The organism is Lewinella cohaerens DSM 23179, from assembly GCF_000379805.1.
In the GTDB taxonomy this organism is placed as follows: domain Bacteria; phylum Bacteroidota; class Bacteroidia; order Chitinophagales; family Saprospiraceae; genus Lewinella; species Lewinella cohaerens.
Window position 1 is genome coordinate 69,419 of the sequence record NZ_KB903538.1, and the last position, 24,767, is coordinate 94,185.

The window sequence follows — 24,767 nt, forward strand, 5'->3', positions numbered from 1 at the left end:
GCCCTTTTGGCCGGCTTCTTTGTTTAAGGAGGTACTAGGTAGAAAGTACATGGTACCGCGACACTTGCCTGGCTGTTCCATTATAAAGGCAAGCATCACCTTTATAATGGAATATTTCCATGTTTCTTCTTAGGCAGTTTCTTAGCCTTATTTTCCAACATGGCAAAGCCTTTAATTAGCTTACGACGTGTATCCCTTGGGTTGATCACCTCATCTACGAAGCCGCGTTCGGCAGCGAGATAAGGATTCGCAAACTTCTCTTTGTATTCCTCTTCTTTTGCTGCCAGCATTGCCTGTTTGTCCTCTGCTGCCATGATTTCTCTCCTGAAGATAATTTCCGAAGCTCCCTTTGCTCCCATTACCGCAATTTCTGCTGTTGGCCAAGCATAATTAAGGTCAGCCCCAATGTGCTTGGAGTTCATCACATCATAGGCACCACCGTAGGCTTTGCGAGTAATCAGAGTAATACGTGGTACAGTAGCTTCGCTGAAAGCATACAGTAATTTTGCACCATTGACAATAATACCATTCCACTCTTGATCAGTACCAGGCAAAAAGCCAGGAACGTCCTCTAGTACAAGCAGTGGAATATTAAAGCAATCGCAGAAGCGTACAAAACGAGCCGCTTTACGAGAAGACTCTACATCGAGTACACCGGCAAGACTCAAGGGCTGGTTACCAACGATCCCAATACTTCGCCCTCCCAGGCGAGCAAAGCCAACGATAATATTATCGGCATAATGCTCATGGATTTCAAAGAAAGAATCATCATCCACAATACCACTTACAACTTCCCGCATATCGTAAGGCTGCTGTGGGTTTTCAGGCATCAATGCCGCCAGATCTTCTCTCAATTCATCACCTAGTGTAAAATCAATTTTGGGCGCTTGCTCTTCACAGTTTTGCGGAAGATAGCTTAAGAGTGTTTTGACTTTTTCCAGACAATCGATATCATTGGCTGCCGTGAGGTGAGTAACTCCGGATTTGGTGGCGTGGGTCATCGCACCCCCCCAATTCTTCAGCGGTTACTTCCTCATTGGTAACTGTTTTCACTACGTTCGGCCCCGTTACAAACATGTAACTACTCTGTTCTACCATAATGGAGAAATCTGTCATGGCAGGAGAATACACCGCACCACCAGCACAAGGGCCCATAATGGCAGAAATCTGTGGAATAACGCCTGAAGCCATTACATTGCGATAGAAAATATCAGCATAACCACCAAGTGACTTAACGCCCTCCTGGATACGTGCACCACCAGAGTCATTCAAACCAATAACCGGTGCGCCATTTTCCATACCGAGGTCCATGATTTTGCAGATCTTCTCAGCATGGGTTTCCGACAAGGATCCTCCAAACACTGTAAAGTCCTGGGCATATACATATACCAGCCGACCATTAACCGTACCGTAGCCGGTAACTACACCATCACCAGGGATTCGTTGTTTTTCCATACCGAAATCCGAACTTCGGTGCATGACCAGTGCGCCTATCTCTTCGAAGGAGCCTGGGTCAAGAAAGAAATGTACACGTTCACGAGCGGTGAGCTTCCCTTTTCCATGTTGAGTAGCAATACGTTTTTCCCCTCCGCCAAGTTGAGCTTTGGCGAGTTTGTCTTCCAGCAGTTGCAGTTTCTTTTGCATACTTATTTTGGTTGAGACCTAATTAAATTGTTTGCCAATTCGAGCCGCATGTTTTTCGATTTGCTGCTCAATGATGGTATTAATTTTGTTTTCGAGGTCTATGTCTTGCGGTTTAGCAGTAAACACTTGGTAGAATAAGTAGTTCTGTCCTACTTGTTTTCCTTTGCCGCGTTCATTTTTTTCAAGTCGAGTTTGCCAAATGCTTTGCTCATGAGGAGGATAAGCAATAACGAGAATGACACAGCCATCTTCGTAAAAACGATCTTCGTAGCGATAAGCTCCTTTTTCCCGGTCCAGTCCTTTTTCAAAATAAAAACCGGCAATACTGTATCGCTCCTGTGCCTCTTTACTTTCTAAAAAATTCTTGGTATCAGCTGTAAAGCCATCTAGCCGAGAGTATACTTCTTCCATATCCGAAACCTGTAGCCGAATATCATTGAAAAAATCATAGAACACCTGGCGCTTAGGCGAAAAGGAAGCGGCTACCCGATCATCGGTTCCACAACCTAAGATCAAAAGCGTGGTTGCGATAATAAAAGTGAAACGAAACATCAGCATATTTTTCATACATCTAGAATTGGGCAGCAGCATTACGATAACGACTAGCATTTTCCATATCTCCCTGCTCTTCAAAAATTGTAGCAATACCCAAATAAGCCTGTTTTAGCTTTGGGTTATATTCAATAGCCTTGCGGAAATTATTAAAAGCAGTCTCTAATTCCTTGCGTTGCTTATATATTTCCCCAATCCAATAGTAAGCCATTGCATTTTCCGGGTCAACCTGTAGCAGGTGATTGAAGGTATTTAAAGCCTCTGGGCCATTGTTTTTAGTGAGGTAAGCATATCCTTTGAGGTATAAAGCAGTCTCGTTGTCAGGTGCGATCTCTAGGGCTTTCTCTGCTGAGGTTAGCGCCTGATCACCGTCTCCTATACTCACTTGGGCAGAAGCCAGACCATTCCATCCTTGCTCATTGTCAGGATATTTGGCAACTTCTTGCTGAAAGCGTTGAATGGCTTGAGGGGCTTGCCCTGCTTTTAGTAGCGCTTCAGCCTGCATAGCAAACTGATCGGGATCGTATTCTACGACTGCCAGGGGCACGCCATTCGCTTCAATGCGATGCACTGTCTTACTGGTTGGCCAGGTGTTGTTTCTCAAATGCGGCCCACGAATAAACCGACTGGGGAAAATGCCATAATCCCAGGATTCAGAAAACCGGCGGTGATACCGAATGTATTGAATTTTAACTTTTTTCTTGTAAGACAAATCCAATTGGCGGCGCACATTATAAGGGAATGTCGTTCCTATGGTCAATGTGTCCATTCCAGGATGCAAAATGCCTTCGTCTTCCATCCACTCCACGGCCTGACGAGAGCTTAGCCCCCAATAATCAAGTTCGTATTGGCCAAATGCGCCTTTGATCCCTCCTGCCAATGGATTGAAATAAACATAAGCAAGTGCTGGATTACGAGCAGTGAACAATAAAGCGTCCGCTGAAAGCAATACTACGATACCAATAATTGCAGGACCAGCCCACTTGGTTCGAGAAGTAAATCGTTGTGCCAAGTATTCAAAACCGAGCGCTCCCAAGACCAAAACGGTTGGGTAAATGAAAAGCAACTGCCGCCAACCGTCATAAAGCGCACTTTCCTTGAACATGATATATGCCAACGGGAAAATAGTTACAAACAAAAGCAGCACAACAGGAATAACTCCATGTTTTTTCACTAGTGCTGGGAACGTCAGCAAGCTCAAAAAGAATCCAGCTATTACCGAAAGGGCTACACTTATTCCTAGCCATACCAGTGGATACGAAGAAGGAATGCCGTCGGAAAACATATTTTCGCCACCAAAAAGGATAATAATTCTTACCGCATAATTAGAAAACAGGTCCAGCGCCTCCTTGGTGTGTTCAAGCGGTGCTTGCAGTGCGTAAGGCCAAAAGAGTAAAGCCAGACCAAACCCTGCCAAAGTACTCCCGATCCAGTAAGCAGCATAAGTCAAAAACTGCTTAAACTCTCCAGCAATTCCTTTCACGCCGTAGCGCAAGAGAAAATCAATGCCGAGGAATAACCCAGAATAACAGAAAATCAGAATTCCGCCAGCACGTGTAGCCGTAGCCAAGGCTGCTCCCAATACAAAACCCAAGGCATCCTGCCAACGTGGACGTGGCATGGACAATAGGCAGCGATACAAGTAAAAAGCTCCCATCAGGTAGCCAGCTGCAAAAGGAATATCCTTAGGGTTCATGACACTGTGGCCCAATAAACGTGGACTAGCCAACATCAAGATAATAGCCAATATTCCCGCACGGACACCTGCCATTCGGCGGCTCCAACCGGCAATAATCACTAAAATAAGTACGCCAAACAGCGCATTTAAAAGGTGCCGTACCCGGTGATACGAAGGGCCAGGATGATACCCTAGCATTCTGTTAACCGAACCACTTACCAGCTCGAAGAAACCACCATAAAATTTATTGAACCGCTGGCTACTGGTATCGTCTTCGTATAAAGCAGCCTTATCTCCGCCCCCACTGGCATAGTAGTCAACTAATTTCTCGGAATAATCGTCTTGGAATTTTTCATCTGCGTTTATCCCTGTGACCAACGCCAAGCCTAACAAAGTGACCACACTAAGCGCTAGCAGCCCATAGTAAACCTTATGCAGCGTACCAGAAGAAGCCTCTTCTGATTCGTTCCCATAAGCCCACGCTATCCAATTCCTTCTCGGTTTAGCCTTTGCGACCTTTTGGGGTGCCTTCTTTCCGGATTTCTTGGTGGTTTTCTTTTTCGCAGCCATAACTTTAAGTTAGTCCTACAAAAGTAAGATTACCTCTGGCAAATCGTAAATATTTACTAAAAAGGTACGCGAAGAAGTGGAAGATTCCATAAAAATAAGCCCTTGACATTTAGAATAAGCTTAACTTTGCAGCCGGAATTGTTATACTAGCTACAAAGTGGTTCATATTCATTTTTTTTGATAAAATACTTAATCACTTTTCACTGGGTACACATCACTTAAAAAAGGAAAAACATGGCAATGGTCAGCACAGAAATACTTTCGCAGACTGTTCTACAGATGGAAGAATCAGCTACCCTTAAAATGGCTCGCATAGCCCGGGAATTAGCTGATCAAGGACACGAAGTTATCAGTCTGAGCTTAGGTGAACCTGATTTCGACACACCTGACCACATCAAAGAGGCTGCAAAGCAAGCGCTTGATGATGGTTATACCAAATACACGCCTGTACCAGGCCTGCCGGAATTAAGGAAGGCCATTGTCAATAAGTTCAAAAGAGATAATGACTTGACTTTTGACATGAGTCAGATCGTAGTCTCTACGGGTGCCAAGCAGTCCCTAGCTAATATTTGCATGGCAATGCTAAACCCTGGCGACGAAGTCATTCTTTTTGCGCCTTATTGGGTTTCTTACCGCGCCATTGTATGCATGAATGGTGCCATCCCTGTACCTGTTGCTGCGGGTATTGACCAAGACTATAAAGTTACTGGTGAACAAGTTGCCGCTGCGATTACGGAGCGTACCAAACTCATTATTTTCTCTTCGCCATGTAATCCTTCAGGTTCTGTTTATACCCAGGAAGAATTGGAGGATATTGCAGAAGCAGTCGCTCCACATGAGCAAGTATATATCGTTTCCGACGAAATCTACGAATACATCAACTTCACTGGCAAGCACGTCAGCATTGGTACTATTCCCAGTGTAAAAGATCGTACCATTACTGTAAATGGATTCGCCAAGGGTTATGCCATGACTGGATGGCGGCTTGGTTACATTGGTGCTCCAACTGTTATTGCAGAGGCTTGCGCCAAAATACAAGGGCAATTTACTTCCGGTGCTAATGCTTTCGCACAAAAAGCTGCTACTCATGCATTAGAGGCAGACATGAGCCCTACTCATGCCATGCGCGATGCTTTTGAAAAACGCCGACAGGTAATCATTGATGGACTAGAGGGTATTCCTGGAATGAAAGTTAATCGTCCTCAGGGGGCTTTCTATATTTTCCCTGATGTTACCTCTTATTACGGTAAAAAATCGGGAGACTTTGAAATCAACTCCGATGATGATGTCTGTGAATATCTGTTACAAAAGGCTTATGTTGCTACTGTATCAGGAGGTGCTTTCGGTACACCGGGTTGTATCAGAATCTCTTACGCAGCCTCTGAAGAAACACTAAAGGAAGCTATTCAGCGAATTAAAGATGCTTTAGCTCTTTTAGCTTAATATCAACTGAACTGGCCAAGCACAAATAGAGGGTAGTGGGGTTTAAGCTCCACTACCCTCTTCTTGTAAAAAAAGGGCAATAGATTACTTGTTAATGGTCCCCACCGTTAACCCTTACCTATTGCCCATGCTATGGAAATAAGAATTGATTATTATCTTACTCCCTGTAAATGTCATCCCATATTTAGCTTCACCTCCTCCAAAGAGAAAATCAAGCCTTCTTTAGCTATGAAACCAAGAACCATACCAACTTTTCCAAGTCATGCTATTATCCTGCTTGTTATTGCCCTTTTTCTGGGCAGTTGCCGAACGGAGCCAATTGCTACCTACTCGGCGGAAAAACGAGGAGAATACGCCCATGCTGCTGTCGTTAGTGGCCATCCTTTGGCGTCACAAGTTGGTAACGACATTTTGGAGAAAGGTGGAAATGCTGTCGATGCAGCTGTAGCTGTACAATTTGCGCTGGCCGTCGTATACCCTCGTGCTGGCAACCTTGGCGGTGGTGGTTTTTTAGTCTATCGTAGCAATGATGGCAGTACCGATGCACTCGATTATCGAGAAAAAGCACCAGCAGCAGCCAGTCGCGATATGTACCTCGACAGCTTGGCCAATCCCGTCGATGGCCTCAGCACCAAGGGGCATCTTGCCGCAGGTGTACCGGGTACTGTAGCTGGGTTAGCCGCTGCTCACGAGCGCTACGGAAAGCTCACTTGGGAAGATTTGGTACAACCAGCAATTGAACTTGCCGAAAATGGTTTTTCTATTTCAGAAACAGAAGCCGACCGGCTCAATGGTTTCCAAGAGGCATTTTTGGCGTTTAACACCAACGAATGCCCCTTTATAAAAGAGCTATGGCAAACAGGCGATCTGCTCATTCAGTCTGACTTAGCGGCCTCTCTTAAGCGTATCAAGGCAAAAAAGGCGGCTGGTTTCTATCAGGGAGAAACAGCTGATTTGATCGTAAAAGAAATGCAAAGCGGCAACGGAATGATTACTGCCGAAGATTTGGCCAACTACGAGCCTACCTGGCGGCAAGCCATTACCGGAAACTATGATGATTACAAAATTATCTCCATGCCTCCCTCTTCAAGTGGCGGAGTTGCGCTATTACAAATGCTTGGGATGGTAGAAAATGCCCCCCTGAATGAATACGGGTTTCATAGTACGGCAGCTACACACCTTATGGTAGAAGCAGAACGCCGTGCTTATGCCGATCGCTCGGAATATTTGGGAGATAGCGATTTTTACCCAGTGCCATTGGACTCCCTGATTGATGAGAACTACCTCCAGTACCGAATGGATGATTTTCAGCCAGACAGTGCCAGCACCAGTGATCACCTCACGGCGGGTAATTTTGTCAATAGGAAAGAAAGTTTCGAGACGACCCATACTTCGATCGTTGATGCAGAAGGCAATGCTGTTTCACTCACCACTACCCTGAATTCTAATTTCGGATGCAAGGTCGTTGTAGATGGTGCTGGCTTTTTCCTCAACAATGAGATGGACGATTTCAGTATCAAGCCTGGCACGCCCAATCAGTTTGGGCTTCTCGGTGCCGAAGCAAACGCTATCCAGCCTGGTAAGAGGATGCTTAGCTCCATGACACCTACCATTATTGAAAAAGATGGCCAGTTGTTTATGATCCTGGGTGCACCAGGAGGGTCTACCATCATCACGGCTGTTTTTCAGGTATTTATCAATGTTGCTGAATTTGGGATGCCTCTGGATTCTGCCGTTTTTGCCCCCCGTTTCCACCACCAGTGGTTACCGGATCAAATATGGGTAGAGCCCACTGCTTTAGGAGAAGAAGTTAAAAGTGAACTGAGCGCAATGGGCCACCAATTCCGCGACGTTAACCGGATGGCGGTCATCAAAGCGATTCAGCGTTTACCTGATGGTAGCTACCTGGCTGTTGGTGATCCTCGTAACCCTGATGATGATGTAAGTGGGCACTAAAGGTTTAGCAAAACGCTACCTGTAATGCGGTTACGGTCGGCATAATTGGCATTCTGATAAAAGCATAATGAGTTTCCAAATGGTTCTAAACTTCTTGAGGCCCAGGATACGCAGGCAGATCCTCAAGAAACTCATAGCTCTCCTTAGAGAAATCTATCGAGCAGCAATAAGCCTCCGGGCCATTGCACACCAGTAAATAAGGGACCTGAAGAGGCATGTTGTAGGTTGCTATTTGACGAAACACCGACTGGCGTAAAGGAACACTTGGTGCTTTGCATTCTACCAATAGCCAAGGCTTCATCGCCCGATCGAAGATGAGAATATCGCAACGTTTTTGCAAGCCGTTGACACTAAGGCCACGCTCAATCGCTATCCTGTTCTTGTTGACCCCCAAAACATCTAGCAGGTATTGGATCAATAGTTGGCGAACCATTTCTTCGGGTTGCAATACCAGCCATTTATTACGAATGGGGTCGCGCAACCAGCGTTTGCCGTCGTCTTGTTTGACTTCCAGGAGTTCTTGGTAATGGGTAAGATTTAATCGGAGTTGCACTTAAACTAATCGTATTTTTAAAATAAAAAAGCGTTAAAGTTGTTTAGCTATTGCAATATGACCAATGATTTCATCAAAATCTGACAATTATTACCCATATGACAGCGTTTAAGTTACACCTTTTCCAATAAGTTGTTGTTTAGAAGGTGAATTTGCTTTACCTTTCGCTGTAAGAAAATACATTTTTTCCATGATGCGCAATAGAATCCCATTACTACTCGGTCTTTTTGTGGCCTTGAGTATTCCCCTGACTGCCGCTCAGGTCTTTATCCTCTTTGATCCTGCTTGTATGGATCGCCTTGAGTATGACATGAACAGGCCAGATGGTAAAGGTGACTACCTCGTTTATCACATTAACATTCGCTCTGGCGAAAAACTTATCCTAGAGGTCGGTGAAGAAAGCTCTCGTGAGCAAAACTACCTCCCCGAACCCTATTTGTATTGCAATAGCGGAGGCTTTGACCAAAGTCTTATGCGCCGAATCAACGCAAATATTGACGAAGTCTACCTTGTTTATCCTAAAAGTGACAAGAAATTCACTATTTCCAGGGTAGCTGTGGCTGCTTACTACTCCAAGAATGGAAGTGTACTCAGTTACGATTCCCCTAAGTATCGCTTCCGTTTTGATACGGAGTTTGGTACCATTGGAGAGAATATCGCAATTAACAATCCAGGTGCCAAAGTATACTTTGAGGGCCGGCTGGAAAATGACTGTACAGGATCTTATTTGTTCCGTCAGCTTTCTCCACAATCAGCTTATCCCCTGACAGACTTAGTTGTTACACCAGAGTTAGGCATTGTAGAAGAACGGAGTGGAGCCAATGCTTCAGCTGCCGCAAACAACACGATTGTTCTCAATAAAGTAAATGGTCGTTCTGCCGACCGCTACATTCAGGAAGTATGTGGCACGGAGCCTGGATCACAGAAGGCGGTGATAGGCGCACAGCAAGGTGCTGCGAATACCGTTACCAATTACAATGCTAGCAATTCTCGGATAAACCCTCCAGGCAACCTCCCTTCAGGAGCGATTCTTCCCACAGGAAACGTTGTAAACACACCTCGCAACGTGGTTGCTAATACTAACCAGCCTACAACTAGTATTATGACAGAAACCACGCCAAGTACTAATGGGGCCTCTACCCATACCGTGGCTTCTGGTGAAACCTTATATGGTATTTCTCGCAAGTACAGTGTAGATGTCGCAGAAATAAAGGCATGGAACAATCTTAGTTCAAATACCATTCGTCGTGGCCAGGTATTGCAGGTTGCTCCTGCGACCAACAATACCGCTCCTGAGTTGGTTAGTCGTGGTTTTGCAAATCGCACTACCCTGTCTGGCAGTACGGTGCCTTATGATCAAGCTAATACCCAGCGGATCATGACGGACAATCAGAATATGCATATTGTTAAGCCTGGGGAAACCGTTGCCTCCATTGCTTTGGAGTACGGATACACCAGCAAGAAATTCCGCGATATCAACGAGCTTGGTCCTAATGACTACATAAAAGTAGGTCAGCGCCTGAAAACTACGGATTGTGATTGCGCTACTACTTCTCCCGGACGAGCAGTAGTTCCAAATCAAGCACCTCCTACTTCAAGCCCTAGCAGTTATAATACAACTGGTGGCCGCATAGCTCCCTCTAATGATCTCGTAGCACGTACCCCTGCTGCTAGCTCGAATGTTATCAATCCGGGTAGTTCTCAAGTAGTTGTCAGAAATAGCGGAGGATTGACAAGCTACGCTCCTCCTACGGTACCTGTCACAACGACTAGTCGTAGCACTGCAAGCAATTACAATGCTATCCCTAACTCTTACAATGCACCGGCAGCTAACCGTTCGATGTCAGCACTGGAAGAAAAAGGCAGTTCTCCTCGGGCTATTGGCAACACCACTGACTTTGGCAATCCGGTGGCTCCTACTAACACCAGCAGAACGGCTACGCCATCCTCTTACGGCAGTCCTTACCCATCGCCCAACACGCCTATCAGTTACGATGCGGTACGTACTTCGCGTCCAGACGAATACTATCAACCTGCCAGCACTCAACGAAGGATTCACGTGGTAGCCTCAGGCGAGAGTCTTTACGGGATAGCCCGTAGATATGGTACTACACCAGAGCAACTTCGCAGGCTTAACAACTTGGGGCCAAGCGATCCTATTATTGAGTATCAAAATCTTTACATCGAGTAGCCCTGATAAGTATTTCAACCTAAAAGAAAGGGATTTCCGGTAGCACTGGAAGTCCCTTTCTTTTTTACCTTTGCAATTCAAAATAAGCTAAAGACCAACTATGATACTGCTGTTAATCTATGCTAGTTTGGCTATTGTCTTCTCCTTTTTCTGCTCCATTTGGGAAGCGGTACTATTGAGTATACCAGATTCTTATGCAGAAGCGCAAGCTGCAACAGGATCAGCAAATGGCAAACTACTCAAGGAAATTAAAAAGGATAGAGATCAACATATCTCTGCAATTCTCTCGCTAAACACTGTAGCACATACAGTCGGTGCGATTCTAGTAGGAAAGCAGGCTGAAGCCTACTATGGCACAGGAGGTTTTAGTTTTTTTGGTTTATTTGATGTTCCATTCACGGGACTAATAGCTGCCTTGATGACCTTAGGCGTACTCATTCTTTCAGAAATTATCCCTAAAACCTTGGGGGCCAACAATTGGAAAACCTTCTCTGTTTTTACTGCCAAAAGCCTGAGGGTTGTCACCTTCTTGATGAAACCACTGGTATGGATGAGTGATTTTGTCACAAAGAAAATGAAAGGGAAAGGACATGGAACTGAGATCAGCAGAGAAGAACTTTCTGCGATGGCGCAAATGGGAACCCGAGCAGGGGTTTTTAACGCAGGGGAATCGACCATCATTGATAACCTTATGCGGTTCCATTTAATTGAAACCCGCTCTATCCTAACACCACGCACCGTCGTAAAAGCTTCTAATCAAGATAAGACCATAGAGGAGTTTTACAATGCTAATCCAGGACTTCCTTTTAGTCGAATTCCCATTTTCGAAGGCTCCAAGGATCATATTACCGGCTATGTCCTTAAAGATGTTGTTTTAGATAAACTTGTAAAAAAGGAAGGTGACACCAAATTAAAGGATATTTCCCGCCCTATAACGGTCGTCAAAGAAGATCAGACCATTCATTCTGTCTTTAACCACCTCCTAAGTACCAAAGAACAAATAGCACTGGTTATTGGACAATTTGGCGGCATGGCAGGGATCATTACCTTCGAAGATGTCATTGAAACACTTCTTGGTCTAGAGATCGTTGATGAACTGGATAGCACGGAAGATATGCAGCATCTTGCTCGTCAAAACTGGGAGAAAAGAGCCCATGATTTAGGCATCCTCAATGCTAAAAGGTCAGAAGAAGACAAGCAATAATTCACTAGACTTATTCTTGCTGAAAATCAAGGTAGAGGATTCGCTTATCTACTTTGCCTGGAAGCGGGCCAAAATGCTGTAGCTTAATTTCTGCCATGCGCCGGCCTGCAAGTGCACATTGGTACAGGTTATATCCATCAATGTATGCACAAAGGAAACCCGACCAAAAGGCATCGCCAGCCCCCGTTGTATCTACCACCTCAATCGGTCGAGATGGAACAAAATGCTGACTTTCCTCGCTACTGACAAAGCAACCTTTTTCTCCTAGGGTAATACAGACTGTTTTGGCGCCAAGCCCATGTAAAAAGGATGCAGCGCTGGCTGGTTCATCAACAGGATATCCATATAATCGCTCCCAATCCACATCACTAAATTTCACCATTGCACCGTGGCTACAGTAGGTGGCTACAATTTCTTGTGCTTCGGCCTGATCTGGCCAAATTTTAGCAGCATAATTGGCATCAATACTCAGTTGTCCTCCTGCTGCAGCGACTTTACTGGCAGCGTTTAAGATTGTTGTTCGTGCAGGTTCTTTGCTCAAGGCGAAACAGGTGGTGTGGAATACTTTCACTGCTTCAAGCAAATTATCAGGTAACTGCTCCTTGGAGATTTGGCAATCTGCTAAGCGATAAGCTTCAAAATTAGAGACCTGTTGAGATTTTGTTACCAAAACCAACGTCGTAGGATAAGGAACCTGATGAACACCAGAAGTATCCAGCGATAAGTTATTGACAAATTTCTGCAAATAATCGCCCATGTCATCTTTACCAATACTGGCAACTAAAGCTGCGTGCTGCCCAAGTCGGCTAAGGTTACTAGCCATATTAGCCGGGCTGCCACCAACAATACGCTCAAAAGAGGTTACATCATCAAATGATGACGCATAAGAGCTACTTATTAAATCTATCAATAGCTCGCCTACTGCTAATACGGAAGGGAAATTTGTCTGACTCATAGAATTCTTTATATCCTTTAATCTTTAGTATTAAAGTCTGGTGATGTGGTGAAAATAACTACTTTTAGTATTATTGCAAGGCAAAATACAGAAGTGCATAGATAATGGCAAGAAAGACTAAAAAAAGAGCCCCCTTTGATCCTGCTCCTCATTTGGTAGCTGATACAGCAACGGAAACTAGCCAACGGTATCCCGATGTTTTCCAGATCAAACAAATCAACAAGGTCATCAAATACCAAAAGATTGATGATAACACTTTGGAAATCACTACCGAAGGAGAGATAAAACTCCGGGTCGAATTATGGACAGATACTACTTGGAGAGTTCGATACGCTGTTGAAAAATTCTCTACGCAACCCTCCTATGCACTGCACCCGGATCGAGAACCAAAGTCGGTAGACTTTACCGTCAAAGAAGACAAGCAACAAATATTTATCATCTCTGCCAGTGTGAGCTGTCGCATCCAAAAAAAGGATTGCCGGATATCTTTTCATACCAAAGACGGTAAAAAAACGATCCTGGAAGAACAGGAGCCCTATCTCCAGCGAGCAACAATCCTGGACGGAACGGATCACCTTCGGGTCAGCTTCAAAGCGCCCAAAGAGGAAGTCTTTTATGGTCTAGGTGACAAAAGCTGGAGCCTTAATTTGCGAGGTCGTTCTTTTGACAATTGGAACAGCGATGCTTTTGGGTATCACAAAGAAAAAGATCCACTATACCGAGCGGTGCCTTTCTACTATGGCTTGCAAAATGACCAGGCTTACGGCATTTTCTTACACAATACCTGGCGGACTCACTTTGATTTTGCCTCGCAAAAAGACGAAACCGTGCGCATGTGGGCAGAAGGAGGAGAAATAGATTATTTCTTTTGCTATGGCCCTGAATTAAACCAGGTTGCGCAATCTTACCACCAGCTTACTGGTACACCAGAACTGCCACCATTGTGGGCGCTAGGTTTTCACCAATGCCGATGGAGTTATTATCCAGAAGCTCGGGTTAGAAAACTGGCCGATACCTTCCGGGAATTGCAAATTCCTTGTGATGCTATCTATTTGGATATTGATTACATGGATGGATACCGTTGTTTCACCTGGAACCAGGATTACTTCCCAAAGCCTGGGGAAATGATTCGCGACATTGCCGAACAAGGATTCCAGACTGTCGTCATGATTGACCCTGGCATTCGGGTAGATGAAGACTATCACGTCTACAAACAAGGCGTAGAAAAAGACTATTTCTGTCGACGAGCCAATGGAGAGCTCATGCGCGGGCCGGTATGGCCTGCCGACTGTGTGTGGCCCGACTACACCCGCGCGGATGTTCGTGAATGGTGGGGCGAACTTTACCGTGAACTGTATGAAGACAACAGCATCAGCGGCTTCTGGAATGACATGAATGAACCGGCTGTCTTCAAAGTCAATAGTCTCACTTTTCCTGATCATGTGATGCATGATAACGATGGACACCCAAGCGATCACAAGCCGGTGCACAACATTTATGGGCAGCAAATGTCTCGCGGCACTTATGATGGACTAAAATCTATCAAGCCCGAAAAACGGCCTTTCGTACTTACCAGAGCATCCTTCTCCGGCGGCCAACGCTATGCGGCTGTCTGGACGGGAGATAACGTAGCGAGTTGGGAACACCTGGAATTGGCCAACCGCCAGTGCCAACGACTAAGTATTTCTGGCTTCTCGCTAGTAGGTACCGATATTGGTGGTTTTGTCAATCAGCCGAGTCCGGAGTTGCTTATTCGCTGGCTACAGCTTGGCATTTTTCATCCTGTTTTCCGTGTTCACTCGATGGGCAACAACATTGATGGTGCCGCTGAAGCGGATGCAGATGCCATCAAAGCATCGGAAGCTACCCTGCGCCTAGATCAAGAGCCTTGGGTTTTTGGGGAACCGTATACCAGCCAGGCGCGTACAGCTATTGAGTTCCGCTACCGGCTCCTCCCCTATTTATACACCAGCGTTTATCAAAATGTGACGCAAGGAACACCGGTTTTAAGAAGCCTCGCTTTTGAAGATCAGACGGATAAAAAGGCACAAAAACGGGAGAATGAATTTATGCTTGGTGACCACCTGTTGGTGAGCCCTGTCGTGAAACCAGGGGTTAAATCGCACAACACTTATCTACCAAGTGGAGATTGGGTCAACTACTACAATGGAAATCATTATGCAGGGCCGCGCAATCACCGACAGTCAGTCAAGGAGGACACCATTCCTTTGTATGTCCGTGGCGGAGCGATCATCCCTAATTATCCCGTACAACAGTACGTTTACGAACTAAATATCGAGACCGTGGAACTAAGAGCCTATTACGGAAAAAACAAAATAGAGAGCAGCTTTTACCAGGATGCCGGAGAGGGCTATGAGCACGAAAAAGGGCAATACCGCCATCATAAATACACCACTTCTTCTGGCAAAAACAGCTTCCTGATAAAACAAAAAACCGAAGGTAAATACGAGGGCGATCTATCTGCTTTTGAAATCAAGCTATTCGGCCTACCTTTTGAGCCGCAGCAATTATTGATTGACGGTGTTGCTATCCAAGTTATTGATAAAGAAGGAGATGCCTATGTGATCGTAGCTCCTTCTGACTTTAAGACGGTGGAGGTAAAGGGATGATTTAGGGAATGTGGAGATGTTTTTTATTGCGTATAGAAGGAGTTGCCCAAGATACTGCGCTGCGCATCTTGGGCAACGTTTTTCGGGCAATGAAATCTACAATTATAGGATTAAGCCAATACATCACGATGACGCTCCAGAGAAAGGGGAAAAGGTGGTACTGAGACCATTGAAAACAATATAGGTAGGACTCAAAATGAGGGAAAATACTTGCCTTCGGAATAGGCTAGGAAAATATTACGAGATAGTAGTATTTCGCAAATCGGTTTCTGTGAGTTACAAGCTGGTAGATATATTGCATTATCAGATAATTCGAATACTTACACCATATCACTTGAAGAGCAACACGGATTGATAAGAAATACAATTCTAAGCAGTGAAGTAGATATTTATCCGAAAGTCGCGAGATTAGATGATGATTGTGTAGTATGTCAATTGAATGAGTATTGGAATTAATAGGTAATTCTGACTTGAAGTCCTCGTTGAGGAAAGAGTCTTCAGATTCTGTAGAAATTGTTAGAAATGAATTACCTTGTTCAGGTTTTTCACAAACTGTACCCGGCAATAAGTGGTATAAGAACAAAATACTTAAAAACATGCAACGATTTAGCGAAAAATACATCATAACAAAAGAAATGGAGTGGGAAGAACTTGGTGGAGGGGTATCAAGAAAATTCCTAGGCTACGATAACCAAATTATGATGGTAAAAGTGAAATTCGAGAAGGGAGCATTAGGTTCTCCACATCAACATTTTCACACACAAGCCACCTATTGCGTTTCAGGTAAATTTGAATTTGAAATTGATGGCGTAAAGAAAATTGTAGAAGCTGGAGACGGGGTGTATATCGAACCTAATTTATTGCATAGCGCCGTTTGCTTGGAAGAAGGGATGCTAATCGACACATTTAGCCCTGTCAGAGAAGATTTTTTAAGTGGTGGTGAGGTATCTTATTTTGGTGACAAATAGTCATCAAGAAAATACCTGCTAGCGCTCTTTAAAGGTTTTTTCACGATTTACAACCGTATACTCAAAGACATAAACCTTTCTTTATCAACACCTTATCGGATTCTTAAAAAACCGACGCTCCCCATAGTCATGCTACCTCATTGGCCGATACGAAGTCCCAAGTTTGCACGAAACCCCGCGCAAGCTGCCTGTAGGATGCGAACGAAGAGAGCAGTGCCGGTGGTAGCGCTACGATGCGTCGTGGCGCTACCACCGGAACGCCCCCCGAAAGGGAGCGACCGAAGGATGCGCCCAAAACATATTCCCAATTGCTATTCCCTTACCTTTGGGACCTTATGAATGAATATTTTAAATCAATCATTTTACAAAAAACAGGAGCTTCTTCTTTATTTGAAAAAGAGATGATCCAGGAATTGTGGAGTGGTTATGGGAAAATCATCCGCGTCGGATTGGAGAATGCTGCCATCGAAAGTGTTGTGGTAAAGCACGTTCAGTTGCCCCTGTATAAAAATCACCCACGCGGATGGAACACAGATATCGGTCATCAGCGAAAGATCAAGTCCTACAAGGTTGAAGCTACGTGGTATGACACCTACAGTGAAAATAGCACTGCCCGCCTGCCGCAATGTTTAGCCCTTGAGACGCAAGATGACGAGGTACTGATGGTGCTGGAAGATTTGAATGAAGCGGGCTATCCCTTACGCAAAAGGACTGTCAGATGGGAAGAAATAGCGGCCTGTTTAGCATGGTTGGCACAATTTCACGCAAGTTACTTGGGGGAAGCGCCCAATGGGCTCTGGGAAGTGGGTACCTATTGGCATTTGGAGACCAGACCTCATGAATTAGCCGTGTTGGATGATCAAAAATTAAAAGAGGCCGCTGCTGTCATTGATAAAAAACTGAATACGTGTGTGTACAAAACATTTGTTCATGGTGATGCCAAGCTCGCCAACTTCTGCTTTGCTGAAGATGGCCCCGTTGCCGGGGTAGATTTTCAGTACGTAGGCGGCGGGTGTGGAATGAAAGATGTGGCGTATTTTATAGGTAGTTGCCTAAACGAAAAGGAGTGTGAACGCTTGGAGACACAAATCCTGGACACCTATTTTGGGTGTTTACAAAACGCAATGAAGGAAAAAAATGAAGCGTTGGAAAAGGAATGGCGTTCTTTATACCGAGTAGCCTGGGCCGACTTTCATCGCTTCCTAAAAGGCTGGAGCCCTGGTCACTGGAAGATTAATAGTTATAGTGAGCGTGTCACAGCAGAAGTGATTAATAGTTTATAGAAATGAATTTTTTACAGCTTAGCAATATAGCCATCAAGGCAGCCCTTGCCGCAGGAAAAATCATTCACAAGCGTATAAATGAGGATGTTTCGGTGGAGAAAAAGAAAGGAGGGACGAGCTATGCCTCGCAAATCGTAACAGCGGTAGACAAAGCCTGTGAATCAGCCATTTTTGCTCATCTACTTCCTACTTGTGACGAATTTGACTTAGCGCTTTTATCGGAAGAGACGGAAGATGATGGTAGTCGATTCGAGAAAGATTTCTTTTGGTGCATTGACCCTATGGATGGGACGCTTGCTTTTATCAATAAACGACCGGGCTTTTCTGTATCGATTGCTTTAGTCGCAAAAGACGGGACACCATATATAGGAGTAGTGTTTGATCCCAGCACAGATACCTTGTACCATGCTATTAAAGAACATGGGGCATTTAAGAATGGTAAACCTTGGGGGATTAAGCATAGAAATGACTGTTTGACTTACGTGACTGATCGAAAACTGAAGGATACACCTCGTGCAGCCGAAATAGAAAAATTACTACATAAAAATGTAGCGCAGCTGGCGTTGAATGGGATAAAAGAAATTGCTGGAGCCGGATCTGTATTGAACGGTATCATCGTACTGGAAAATGGCCCTGCTTGCATGTTAAAATTTCCAAAAAAAGAAACCGGAGGAGGGAGTATATGGGACTATGCTGCTACGGCCTGTATATATCAGGAGTTGGGCCTAACCGCAACAAATTTTGCAGGAGGAAGATTGGACTTGAACAGAAAAGATGGCACTTTTATGAATCACGAAGGCGTCTTTTATTCCAATTTGATTTATGGATAAAAGGTGGACCTAAAAAATGACTCAGGAATCGTGATGGTCGATGACCACGAAGTCGCTATCTTGAGGGCATCTAAATTGAAAACAAAAAACCCTATTAATTATGCGGAGTATTCTCCTCCTATTGACTTTTTTGGTCTATGCTTCTCTTTTATCGGCTCAATTGGTTTTAGAAAAAGACATCAACCAAGAAGCAGCTGATTCTGATCCTATCTTCTTTACCACCTTAAATGATGTTGCTTACTTCCGGGCAGATGACGGTCTTCACGGTAAAGAGCTATACCGCTACAATATTACCACTGGTGAGGCTTCTTTAGTATTTGATGTACGCCCATTTGATGATCATCCGAGCATTATTAGTATCGCAGAAATGGGCGGAAAAATATATTTCAATGGCCGCTGGGGCAACGGCTCTATTTCTTATCTGCTGGTACACGATCCCGTAGCGAATACGACGGGGCAACTAATCGATGCTGCTGGACAGACCGTCAGGGAGCCTAGTAACCTATTCGCTTTCAATGGGCAATTGTTCTTCCAGTCAGAACATACTGATGTTGGCATAGAATTTAGTCGATACGACCCCGTCACTGATGCCATAGAACTACTCGCAGATATCAACCCCGATGGAAACTGCAACTGCAATTTTTATAACAATATAAATGGCGTACTCTATTTTTCGGCCACTGACGGCTTAAATACCGGAGGAATCTGGCGCTACAATCCAACAACAGAAGTAGTAGAAAAATACAGCTACACCAGCCCCGATGGTATTTACCCCAACACGAACCTGTTGACTCATCACAATGGCAAGTTATTCTACCGGGCTACCCGGGACGGACAAGGACAAGAGTTAGAAGTGATCGATATGGCTACTAATAGTATTCTTGACGTGCCCGAAATTTATCTCAATTCGGGTAGTAGTTCCCCTTACGGAATGTTTGGTTTAGATGATAAAGTATTCTTCTCGGCTCGCACGCTTCTTGCCGGCACTGAATTATGGATATACGACACTACTACCGACGAATTGAGCCCAGCGGCAGAGCTTAATCCAACGGGTAACGCTTGGCCAAGTGGATTCACCATACTAGGAGATAAGTTTTACTTTACAGCTACCGTCGACGAGGAAAACTATTTCATTTATTCCTATGATCCTGTTACAGAAATTTTCACACAGGAAGCCACTCTAGATAATGGAGACCTGCCCTCATTCATAAATATTGAGGCAGAAGCAAACGGAACTTTGCTATTATCCGGGCAATTACTGGCTACTGGACGAGAGTTGTTTCAGTTTACGCCAGGAGATAGCGAGATCACCTTAGCTGCAGATATCAACACCAATACCATTGGCTCTGATCCCTTCGGATATACCCCTTATAATGGTAAACTTTACTTCGCAGCTACGGAAGTGTTTAGTGGCACTGAAATCTGGGTTTATGATCCGATTACCGGCAATACTGAAATCCTGTCTGACGAAGAAGGAAATCTCAACCCCAATGGTTTGATGGTAGTCGATGACCGGCTTTATTTTAGTGGCCTTCACCCTACCTTGGGATATGGCTTACTGTATTACGAGGAGGGCGCAACCGAGATTATGGCGACTTCCTACATTACTCCCACGCAGATTGGCCATATTTCAGAGATGATGGTTCATGATGGAACACTCTATTTCAGGGCAACCGATAACGAACAGTATGGTACCGAATTATTCTATTATGATTCCGCGGCAGATGAAGTTTTTTTAGCGGCAGATACGCACCCAACAGGCAATGGCTCTCCTGCTGATTTAATCTCATTTGATGGTCAACTGTACTTCAAGGCAACTCACCCAGATACGGGTAGAGAATTATATTGTTACGATAGCCAAACAAATACCCATAGCTTGGTCGTTGATTTGAACCCAGGGGAAGCGTCTGGTAATCCAGGCTCGCTAATTGAATACGCTGGCGAACTTTATTTCAAAGGCTCCGGTGAAAACAGTACTCAGCTATACAGCTACAATCCAGACTTGGATCTTATAACACAACGCAGTGATCTAAGTAGTGGTTTGGCTCCTGAATATCCCACTATTTTTCAGGATAAGCTCTTCTTTGCTGGTAGATTGGCGAGTAACCAAGGCACCGAGCTGCTATTTTTCGATATCGCAACGGGCGAAACCAGCCTCACCGAAGACTTAATACCTGGCTCAAGTTCCAGCAGCCCACGCGAGCTGACTGTTTTTAATGATCGCCTCTACTTTACGATTGAATCGGAGGATTTTGGTCGAGAAATATGGGAATATACAGATAGTACTATTGCGATTATCTCGGATATCCGGCCAGGTGTACCCGGTTCTAGCCCTGATAATCTTACCCTTTTTAACGATAAGTTATATTTCACAGCAGATGATGGCTCAAGGGGTACCGAAATATGGAGCTTAGCGGCCTGCCTCAATGTCGTCGTCGTCACTGAAGCGCAGCTCGATGCGGAGCCTGGCTCCATTGACTTGAGCGTAGCGGGCGGCCTACCACCTTACAGTTACAGCTGGGATATTGGAGCAGATACCGAAGATCTCTTTAACCTGGAGGCCGGCATCTACTCCGTCACTATAACCGATCAATCAGGCTGCTTATCCCAAGTGACGGCAGAAGTTTCCTTTATCAGCGACACGGAAGACATCCTACCTGGGGAGCAATTGATGGTATACCCCAATCCCAGTGCTGGCCAATTCACCGTAGACTTGACCAACTTAAACGCAAATCGACTGAGCGTACATAGTCTGGACGGGAAGTTGCTGTACCGCAAAAACATTACCCCTGATAGCGAGCAAGCGCAGTTTGAGCTGGATTACCTACCTGCTGGCGTCTATCTGTTGAAGGTAGCAGGCGAGGCTGGAATGGTGACGCAACGGATTATTAAAAGATAAGAGCTTATTGGGGAATCTTGCTTCCTGATTTTCAACAATTCGGAATATTTGTTTTTCACCAAACGAAATTCCCCAACATGCTCTTTACAAATACTTCTACCTAAAAAGCTGTAAATACAACAAAAGCACTATATTTGCGCAGTTTTTCCAAGGGCTTGTTTTGGAGGCACTCTTGGATAAGACTTTACGTATTTATTTTTTTTCTAATCTTAATTCGAGATTTTTTAAACTTTGAAATTATGCAAGGTAAAGGAATTGTAAAATTCTTTCTTGTGGTGATGATTCTGGTCACTTTGATCCAGTACCTATTTATTCTCCCGACAAATCGGGTAGAAAAGGACGCTGAGCGCTATGCGCTGAGCATTTCGTCATCCATTGAAGACGAAGCGGAACAGAACGAAGCCCATACGGACGCCGTTCGCGCTTACCTAGACTCTATGTCTAGCCAAACGATATTTAAAATACCGTTACTCAAGTCTTACACTTATCAAGAACTCAAAAGCCAGCAATTGGCTTACGGTCTTGATTTGAAAGGCGGTATGAGTGTTGTATTACAGATTGACCTGAGAGAACTAATAAGGACGCTCGCCCAGAATTCCAAGGATCAAAAATTTCGAACTGCATTAGAAAATGCCTCCAAAGCTCAGTTGAATGCACAGTCTGATTTCGTTGCTCTTTTTGCCGACGCATGGCAGGAAGTACGCGGTGAAGATCGCCTCGCTCCTATCTTCCAACGCAACGAATCTTTGCGTGATGAGATCAACTACGAGACGACCGATGCCGAAGTTATCCGTATTCTACGTACGAAAGCGGACGAAACAGTAGAGCTCACTTTCAACCTGCTCAAGCAGCGTATTGACAAGTTGGGTGTTGTGCAGCCAAACGTTAACCTTGATCAGGAACGCGACCTTATTTTGGTTGAACTTCCTGGCATTGATAACCCACAACGTGCTCGTGAATTCCTGCAGGCAGCAGCCAATCTGGAATTTTTCGAAACGTTCCGCGTAAGTGACCCAGCCGTTTCTAATGCGCTGACACAGGCTAACGAAAAGTTGCGTACCATTCGTGGTGCAAACACAGAACAGACCATCGAGCGTATTGATACACTTTATGTAACCGATTCACTTGGCAATGTTTCTAACGAAATCGAAAAGATCGATACGGTATACGCACAGAACAGCCTCAATGGTCCTCTGTTTGACTTGATGTCACCAGGCCAAGGTGCTGTAATCGGTGTTGTTAGCCGTAGCAATCTTGGAGAACTGAAGAGCGTACTAGAGATGGAGGAAATCCTGAACTTGTTCCCTTCTGACCTTCGTTTCCGTTTCTCACAGAAACCTTTCGAAAGCACTTTAATGGACGAGAGTGATCGGCCGTTGGAGATGTTTGAAGTATATGCCATTAAGATGCCTCGCTCTGGCGAAGCACCTCTAAGTGGTGACCACGTAGTTGATGCAAGCGCACAGCCAGACCCTCAGAGCAACCAGATTGCTGTATCCTTGAATATGGATCAAACGGGTGCTAAGATTTGGGCACGCATGACTACGGAAGCTGCAAATAACGGTAACCGTGAAATCGCCATCCTTCTGGATGATGAGGTAGCTTCTGCTCCTCGCGTAAACGAGCCTATTACCGGCGGATCTAGTTCTATTTCTGGTAGTTTCTCGCTACAGGAAGCAACTGACCTTTCCAATATTTTGGAGATTGGTAAATTGCCTGCCAGTACGGAGATCATTCAGGAATCTGTGGTAGGTCCTACCCTTGGTGCAGCGAACATTAAAAGCTCAATGACAGCACTTGGTGTAGGTTTCTTGATCGTGATTGCGTTCATGGTTTTCTACTACGGTGGTGGTGGTATTGTATCTGTTATTGCATTGCTGTTGAACCTTGTCTTCATCTTTGGCGCTCTTGCCAGCTACGGAACGGTACTTACCCTTCCTGGTTTCGCAGGTATCATCTTAACGATTGGTATGGCCGTGGATGCGAACGTGATCATCTACGAAAGGATTCGAGAGGAATTGCGAGAAGGCAAGTCAACCATAATGGCTGTTGCTGACGGTTTCAAACACTCCTATTCTGCGATCATTGATGCCAACGTTACGACGATCCTTACGGCGATTGTCCTTGCCTACTTCGGTTTGGGCCCAATCAAAGGATTTGCGGTTGTATTGATCATCGGTGTACTTTCTTCTTTATTCACAGCAGTACTGGTAGGGCGTTTGATGCTTGACAGCTACTTGAAGCGTAAGAAAGACATCAGCTTTAATACCAGCGTATCGAAGAACGCATTTGCTAATATGAAGATCGACTGGATGGGTAAGCGTCGTATCGCTTATATCATCTCTGGAACGCTGATCGCCTTGAGTCTTGTCTCTTTCGCAACTCGCGGTTTCGAACTAGGAGTAGATTTCAAAGGAGGTTATAACTACAATATCTCTTTCGATGATAATATAGATGTTGACATTGATGGCCTACGTGCTAATCTTGCCACTGCTTTTGAAGGTAGCACGCCTATCGTTAAAGAAGTAGCTGGTGTCAATACCTTCAATGTAGTAACAGACTACCTCATTGATGTACAATTTGACCCGGAAGCTTACGCTAACGAAGATGAAGCTAACGCCAATAAGCCAGAAACATTGGTTATGCACGCGCTTCACGATGGTGTTGTTAGCACCATTGGTAGCGAAGTGCCTTTCGATCAATTCAGCAATGCTGGTGGTGTGGGCACACATGTTTCCAGCTTTAGCAAAGTAGGTCCTACGATTGCCGATGATATTACTCGGAGTGCAATTTACGCGGCCATCTTTGCCCTGTTGTTGATCTTCCTGTACATCTTTATCCGCTTTAGCAAGTGGCAGTACTCACTGGGTGCCGTTGCAGCTTTGTTCCACGATACCTTGATTGTATTGGGTATCTTCTCTTTGGGGCACGGCGTCTTCGGTTTCAGTATGGAAATTGACCAACCCTTTATCGCTGCAATCTTGACCGTAATTGGTTACTCGATTAACGATACCGTGGTTGTATTTGACCGTATCCGTGAATACTTCAACACTTACACTAGTGGTGATAAGACTTCTGTGATCAACGCAGCAGTAAACAGTACGGTTAGCCGTACGATCATTACCTCTTTAACCACCCTCTTCGGTGTATTGGTACTCTTCCTATTCGGTGGAGCCAGCATCAAAGGTTTTGCTTTCGCAATCCTCGTGGGTGTTTTAGTAGGTACTTACTCATCTATCTTCGTGGCTACTCCATTAGTACATGATTTGTCGGATGATCTACAAATGAAAAAGGCTGATGACGGACGCCGGAGCTTCTCTCGTGCTGGTCAGAGTTCTTAAGGGTATATTGTATTAAGTACTAAGTACTTGGTATATTTCGCCTAATATTTTCCAAAGCCGCTTCGACATT

14 protein-coding genes and 1 pseudogene are annotated in these 24,767 nt (G+C 44.8%); 10 read left to right on the forward strand and 5 right to left on the reverse strand.

Annotation, left to right across the window (positions count from 1 at the left end):
• Positions 1 to 101: 101 nt before the first annotated feature.
• The 3 genes and pseudogenes from A3EU_RS35365 to A3EU_RS0108560 form a co-directional block, all read right to left on the reverse strand.
• Positions 102 to 1,644: pseudogene (locus A3EU_RS35365) on the reverse strand (acyl-CoA carboxylase subunit beta).
• Positions 1,645 to 1,662: 18 nt separating this feature from the next.
• Positions 1,663 to 2,211: a hypothetical protein gene (locus tag A3EU_RS0108555; protein WP_044085603.1), complete on the reverse strand. Its 549-nt coding sequence runs from the start codon at positions 2,209 to 2,211 to the stop codon at positions 1,663 to 1,665.
• Positions 2,212 to 2,215: 4 nt separating this feature from the next.
• On the reverse strand, positions 2,216 to 4,444 hold the full coding sequence (locus tag A3EU_RS0108560) for a tetratricopeptide repeat protein (protein ID WP_020535731.1): 2,229 nt from the start codon (positions 4,442 to 4,444) through the stop codon (positions 2,216 to 2,218).
• A 234-nt stretch (positions 4,445 to 4,678) separates the two neighbouring features.
• Between A3EU_RS0108560 and A3EU_RS0108565 the strand changes: the two genes are divergently transcribed.
• On the forward strand, positions 4,679 to 5,887 hold the full coding sequence (locus A3EU_RS0108565; protein WP_020535732.1) for a pyridoxal phosphate-dependent aminotransferase: 1,209 nt from the start codon (positions 4,679 to 4,681) through the stop codon (positions 5,885 to 5,887).
• Positions 5,888 to 6,115: 228 nt separating this feature from the next.
• Entirely contained in the window at positions 6,116 to 7,843 is a 1,728-nt protein-coding gene (ggt, locus tag A3EU_RS0108570; protein WP_020535733.1) for a gamma-glutamyltransferase, read from the forward strand.
• A gap of 85 nt (positions 7,844 to 7,928) precedes the next feature.
• On the opposite strand, the gene A3EU_RS0108575 is transcribed toward ggt, so the two are convergent.
• The gene (locus A3EU_RS0108575; RefSeq protein WP_020535734.1) at positions 7,929 to 8,396 is read right to left on the reverse strand and encodes a type I restriction enzyme HsdR N-terminal domain-containing protein; all 468 of its coding nucleotides are present in this window, start codon (positions 8,394 to 8,396) and stop codon (positions 7,929 to 7,931) included.
• Positions 8,397 to 8,586: 190 nt separating this feature from the next.
• Between A3EU_RS0108575 and A3EU_RS0108585 the strand changes: the two genes are divergently transcribed.
• Positions 8,587 to 10,587 (forward strand): LysM peptidoglycan-binding domain-containing protein, encoded by a 2,001-nt coding sequence (locus A3EU_RS0108585; RefSeq protein ID WP_020535735.1) that lies wholly within the window; start codon positions 8,587 to 8,589, stop codon positions 10,585 to 10,587.
• A gap of 100 nt (positions 10,588 to 10,687) precedes the next feature.
• Positions 10,688 to 11,791, forward strand: a complete 1,104-nt coding sequence (locus A3EU_RS0108590) for a CNNM domain-containing protein (RefSeq protein WP_020535736.1) — start codon at positions 10,688 to 10,690, stop codon at positions 11,789 to 11,791.
• A 10-nt stretch (positions 11,792 to 11,801) separates the two neighbouring features.
• On the opposite strand, the gene A3EU_RS0108595 is transcribed toward A3EU_RS0108590, so the two are convergent.
• Positions 11,802 to 12,746 (reverse strand): carbohydrate kinase family protein, encoded by a 945-nt coding sequence (locus A3EU_RS0108595; RefSeq protein WP_020535737.1) that lies wholly within the window; start codon positions 12,744 to 12,746, stop codon positions 11,802 to 11,804.
• A gap of 104 nt (positions 12,747 to 12,850) precedes the next feature.
• On the opposite strand from A3EU_RS0108595, the gene A3EU_RS0108600 reads away from it, so the two are divergent.
• The 6 genes from A3EU_RS0108600 to secDF all read left to right on the forward strand — a co-directional run bounded on the left by A3EU_RS0108600 (position 12,851) and on the right by secDF (position 24,697).
• The gene (locus A3EU_RS0108600) at positions 12,851 to 15,376 is read left to right on the forward strand and encodes a glycoside hydrolase family 31 protein (RefSeq protein WP_020535738.1); all 2,526 of its coding nucleotides are present in this window, start codon (positions 12,851 to 12,853) and stop codon (positions 15,374 to 15,376) included.
• Between the two features lie 596 nt (positions 15,377 to 15,972).
• Positions 15,973 to 16,344, forward strand: coding sequence for a cupin domain-containing protein (locus A3EU_RS0108605; RefSeq protein WP_020535739.1), 372 nt, complete (start codon positions 15,973 to 15,975; stop codon positions 16,342 to 16,344).
• A 335-nt stretch (positions 16,345 to 16,679) separates the two neighbouring features.
• Positions 16,680 to 17,627 carry a phosphotransferase gene (locus A3EU_RS0108610; RefSeq protein ID WP_026211297.1) on the forward strand — a complete coding sequence of 316 codons (948 nt, stop codon included), beginning with the start codon at positions 16,680 to 16,682 and terminating at the stop codon, positions 17,625 to 17,627.
• Positions 17,628 to 17,629: 2 nt separating this feature from the next.
• Positions 17,630 to 18,457 carry a 3'(2'),5'-bisphosphate nucleotidase CysQ family protein gene (locus A3EU_RS0108615; RefSeq protein WP_020535741.1) on the forward strand — a complete coding sequence of 276 codons (828 nt, stop codon included), beginning with the start codon at positions 17,630 to 17,632 and terminating at the stop codon, positions 18,455 to 18,457.
• Positions 18,458 to 18,557: 100 nt separating this feature from the next.
• Positions 18,558 to 21,356, forward strand: coding sequence for a T9SS type A sorting domain-containing protein (locus A3EU_RS0108620; protein WP_020535742.1), 2,799 nt, complete (start codon positions 18,558 to 18,560; stop codon positions 21,354 to 21,356).
• A 239-nt stretch (positions 21,357 to 21,595) separates the two neighbouring features.
• Entirely contained in the window at positions 21,596 to 24,697 is a 3,102-nt protein-coding gene (gene secDF / locus A3EU_RS0108625; RefSeq protein WP_044085620.1) for a protein translocase subunit SecDF, read from the forward strand.
• The last annotated feature ends 70 nt before the right edge of the window (positions 24,698 to 24,767 follow it).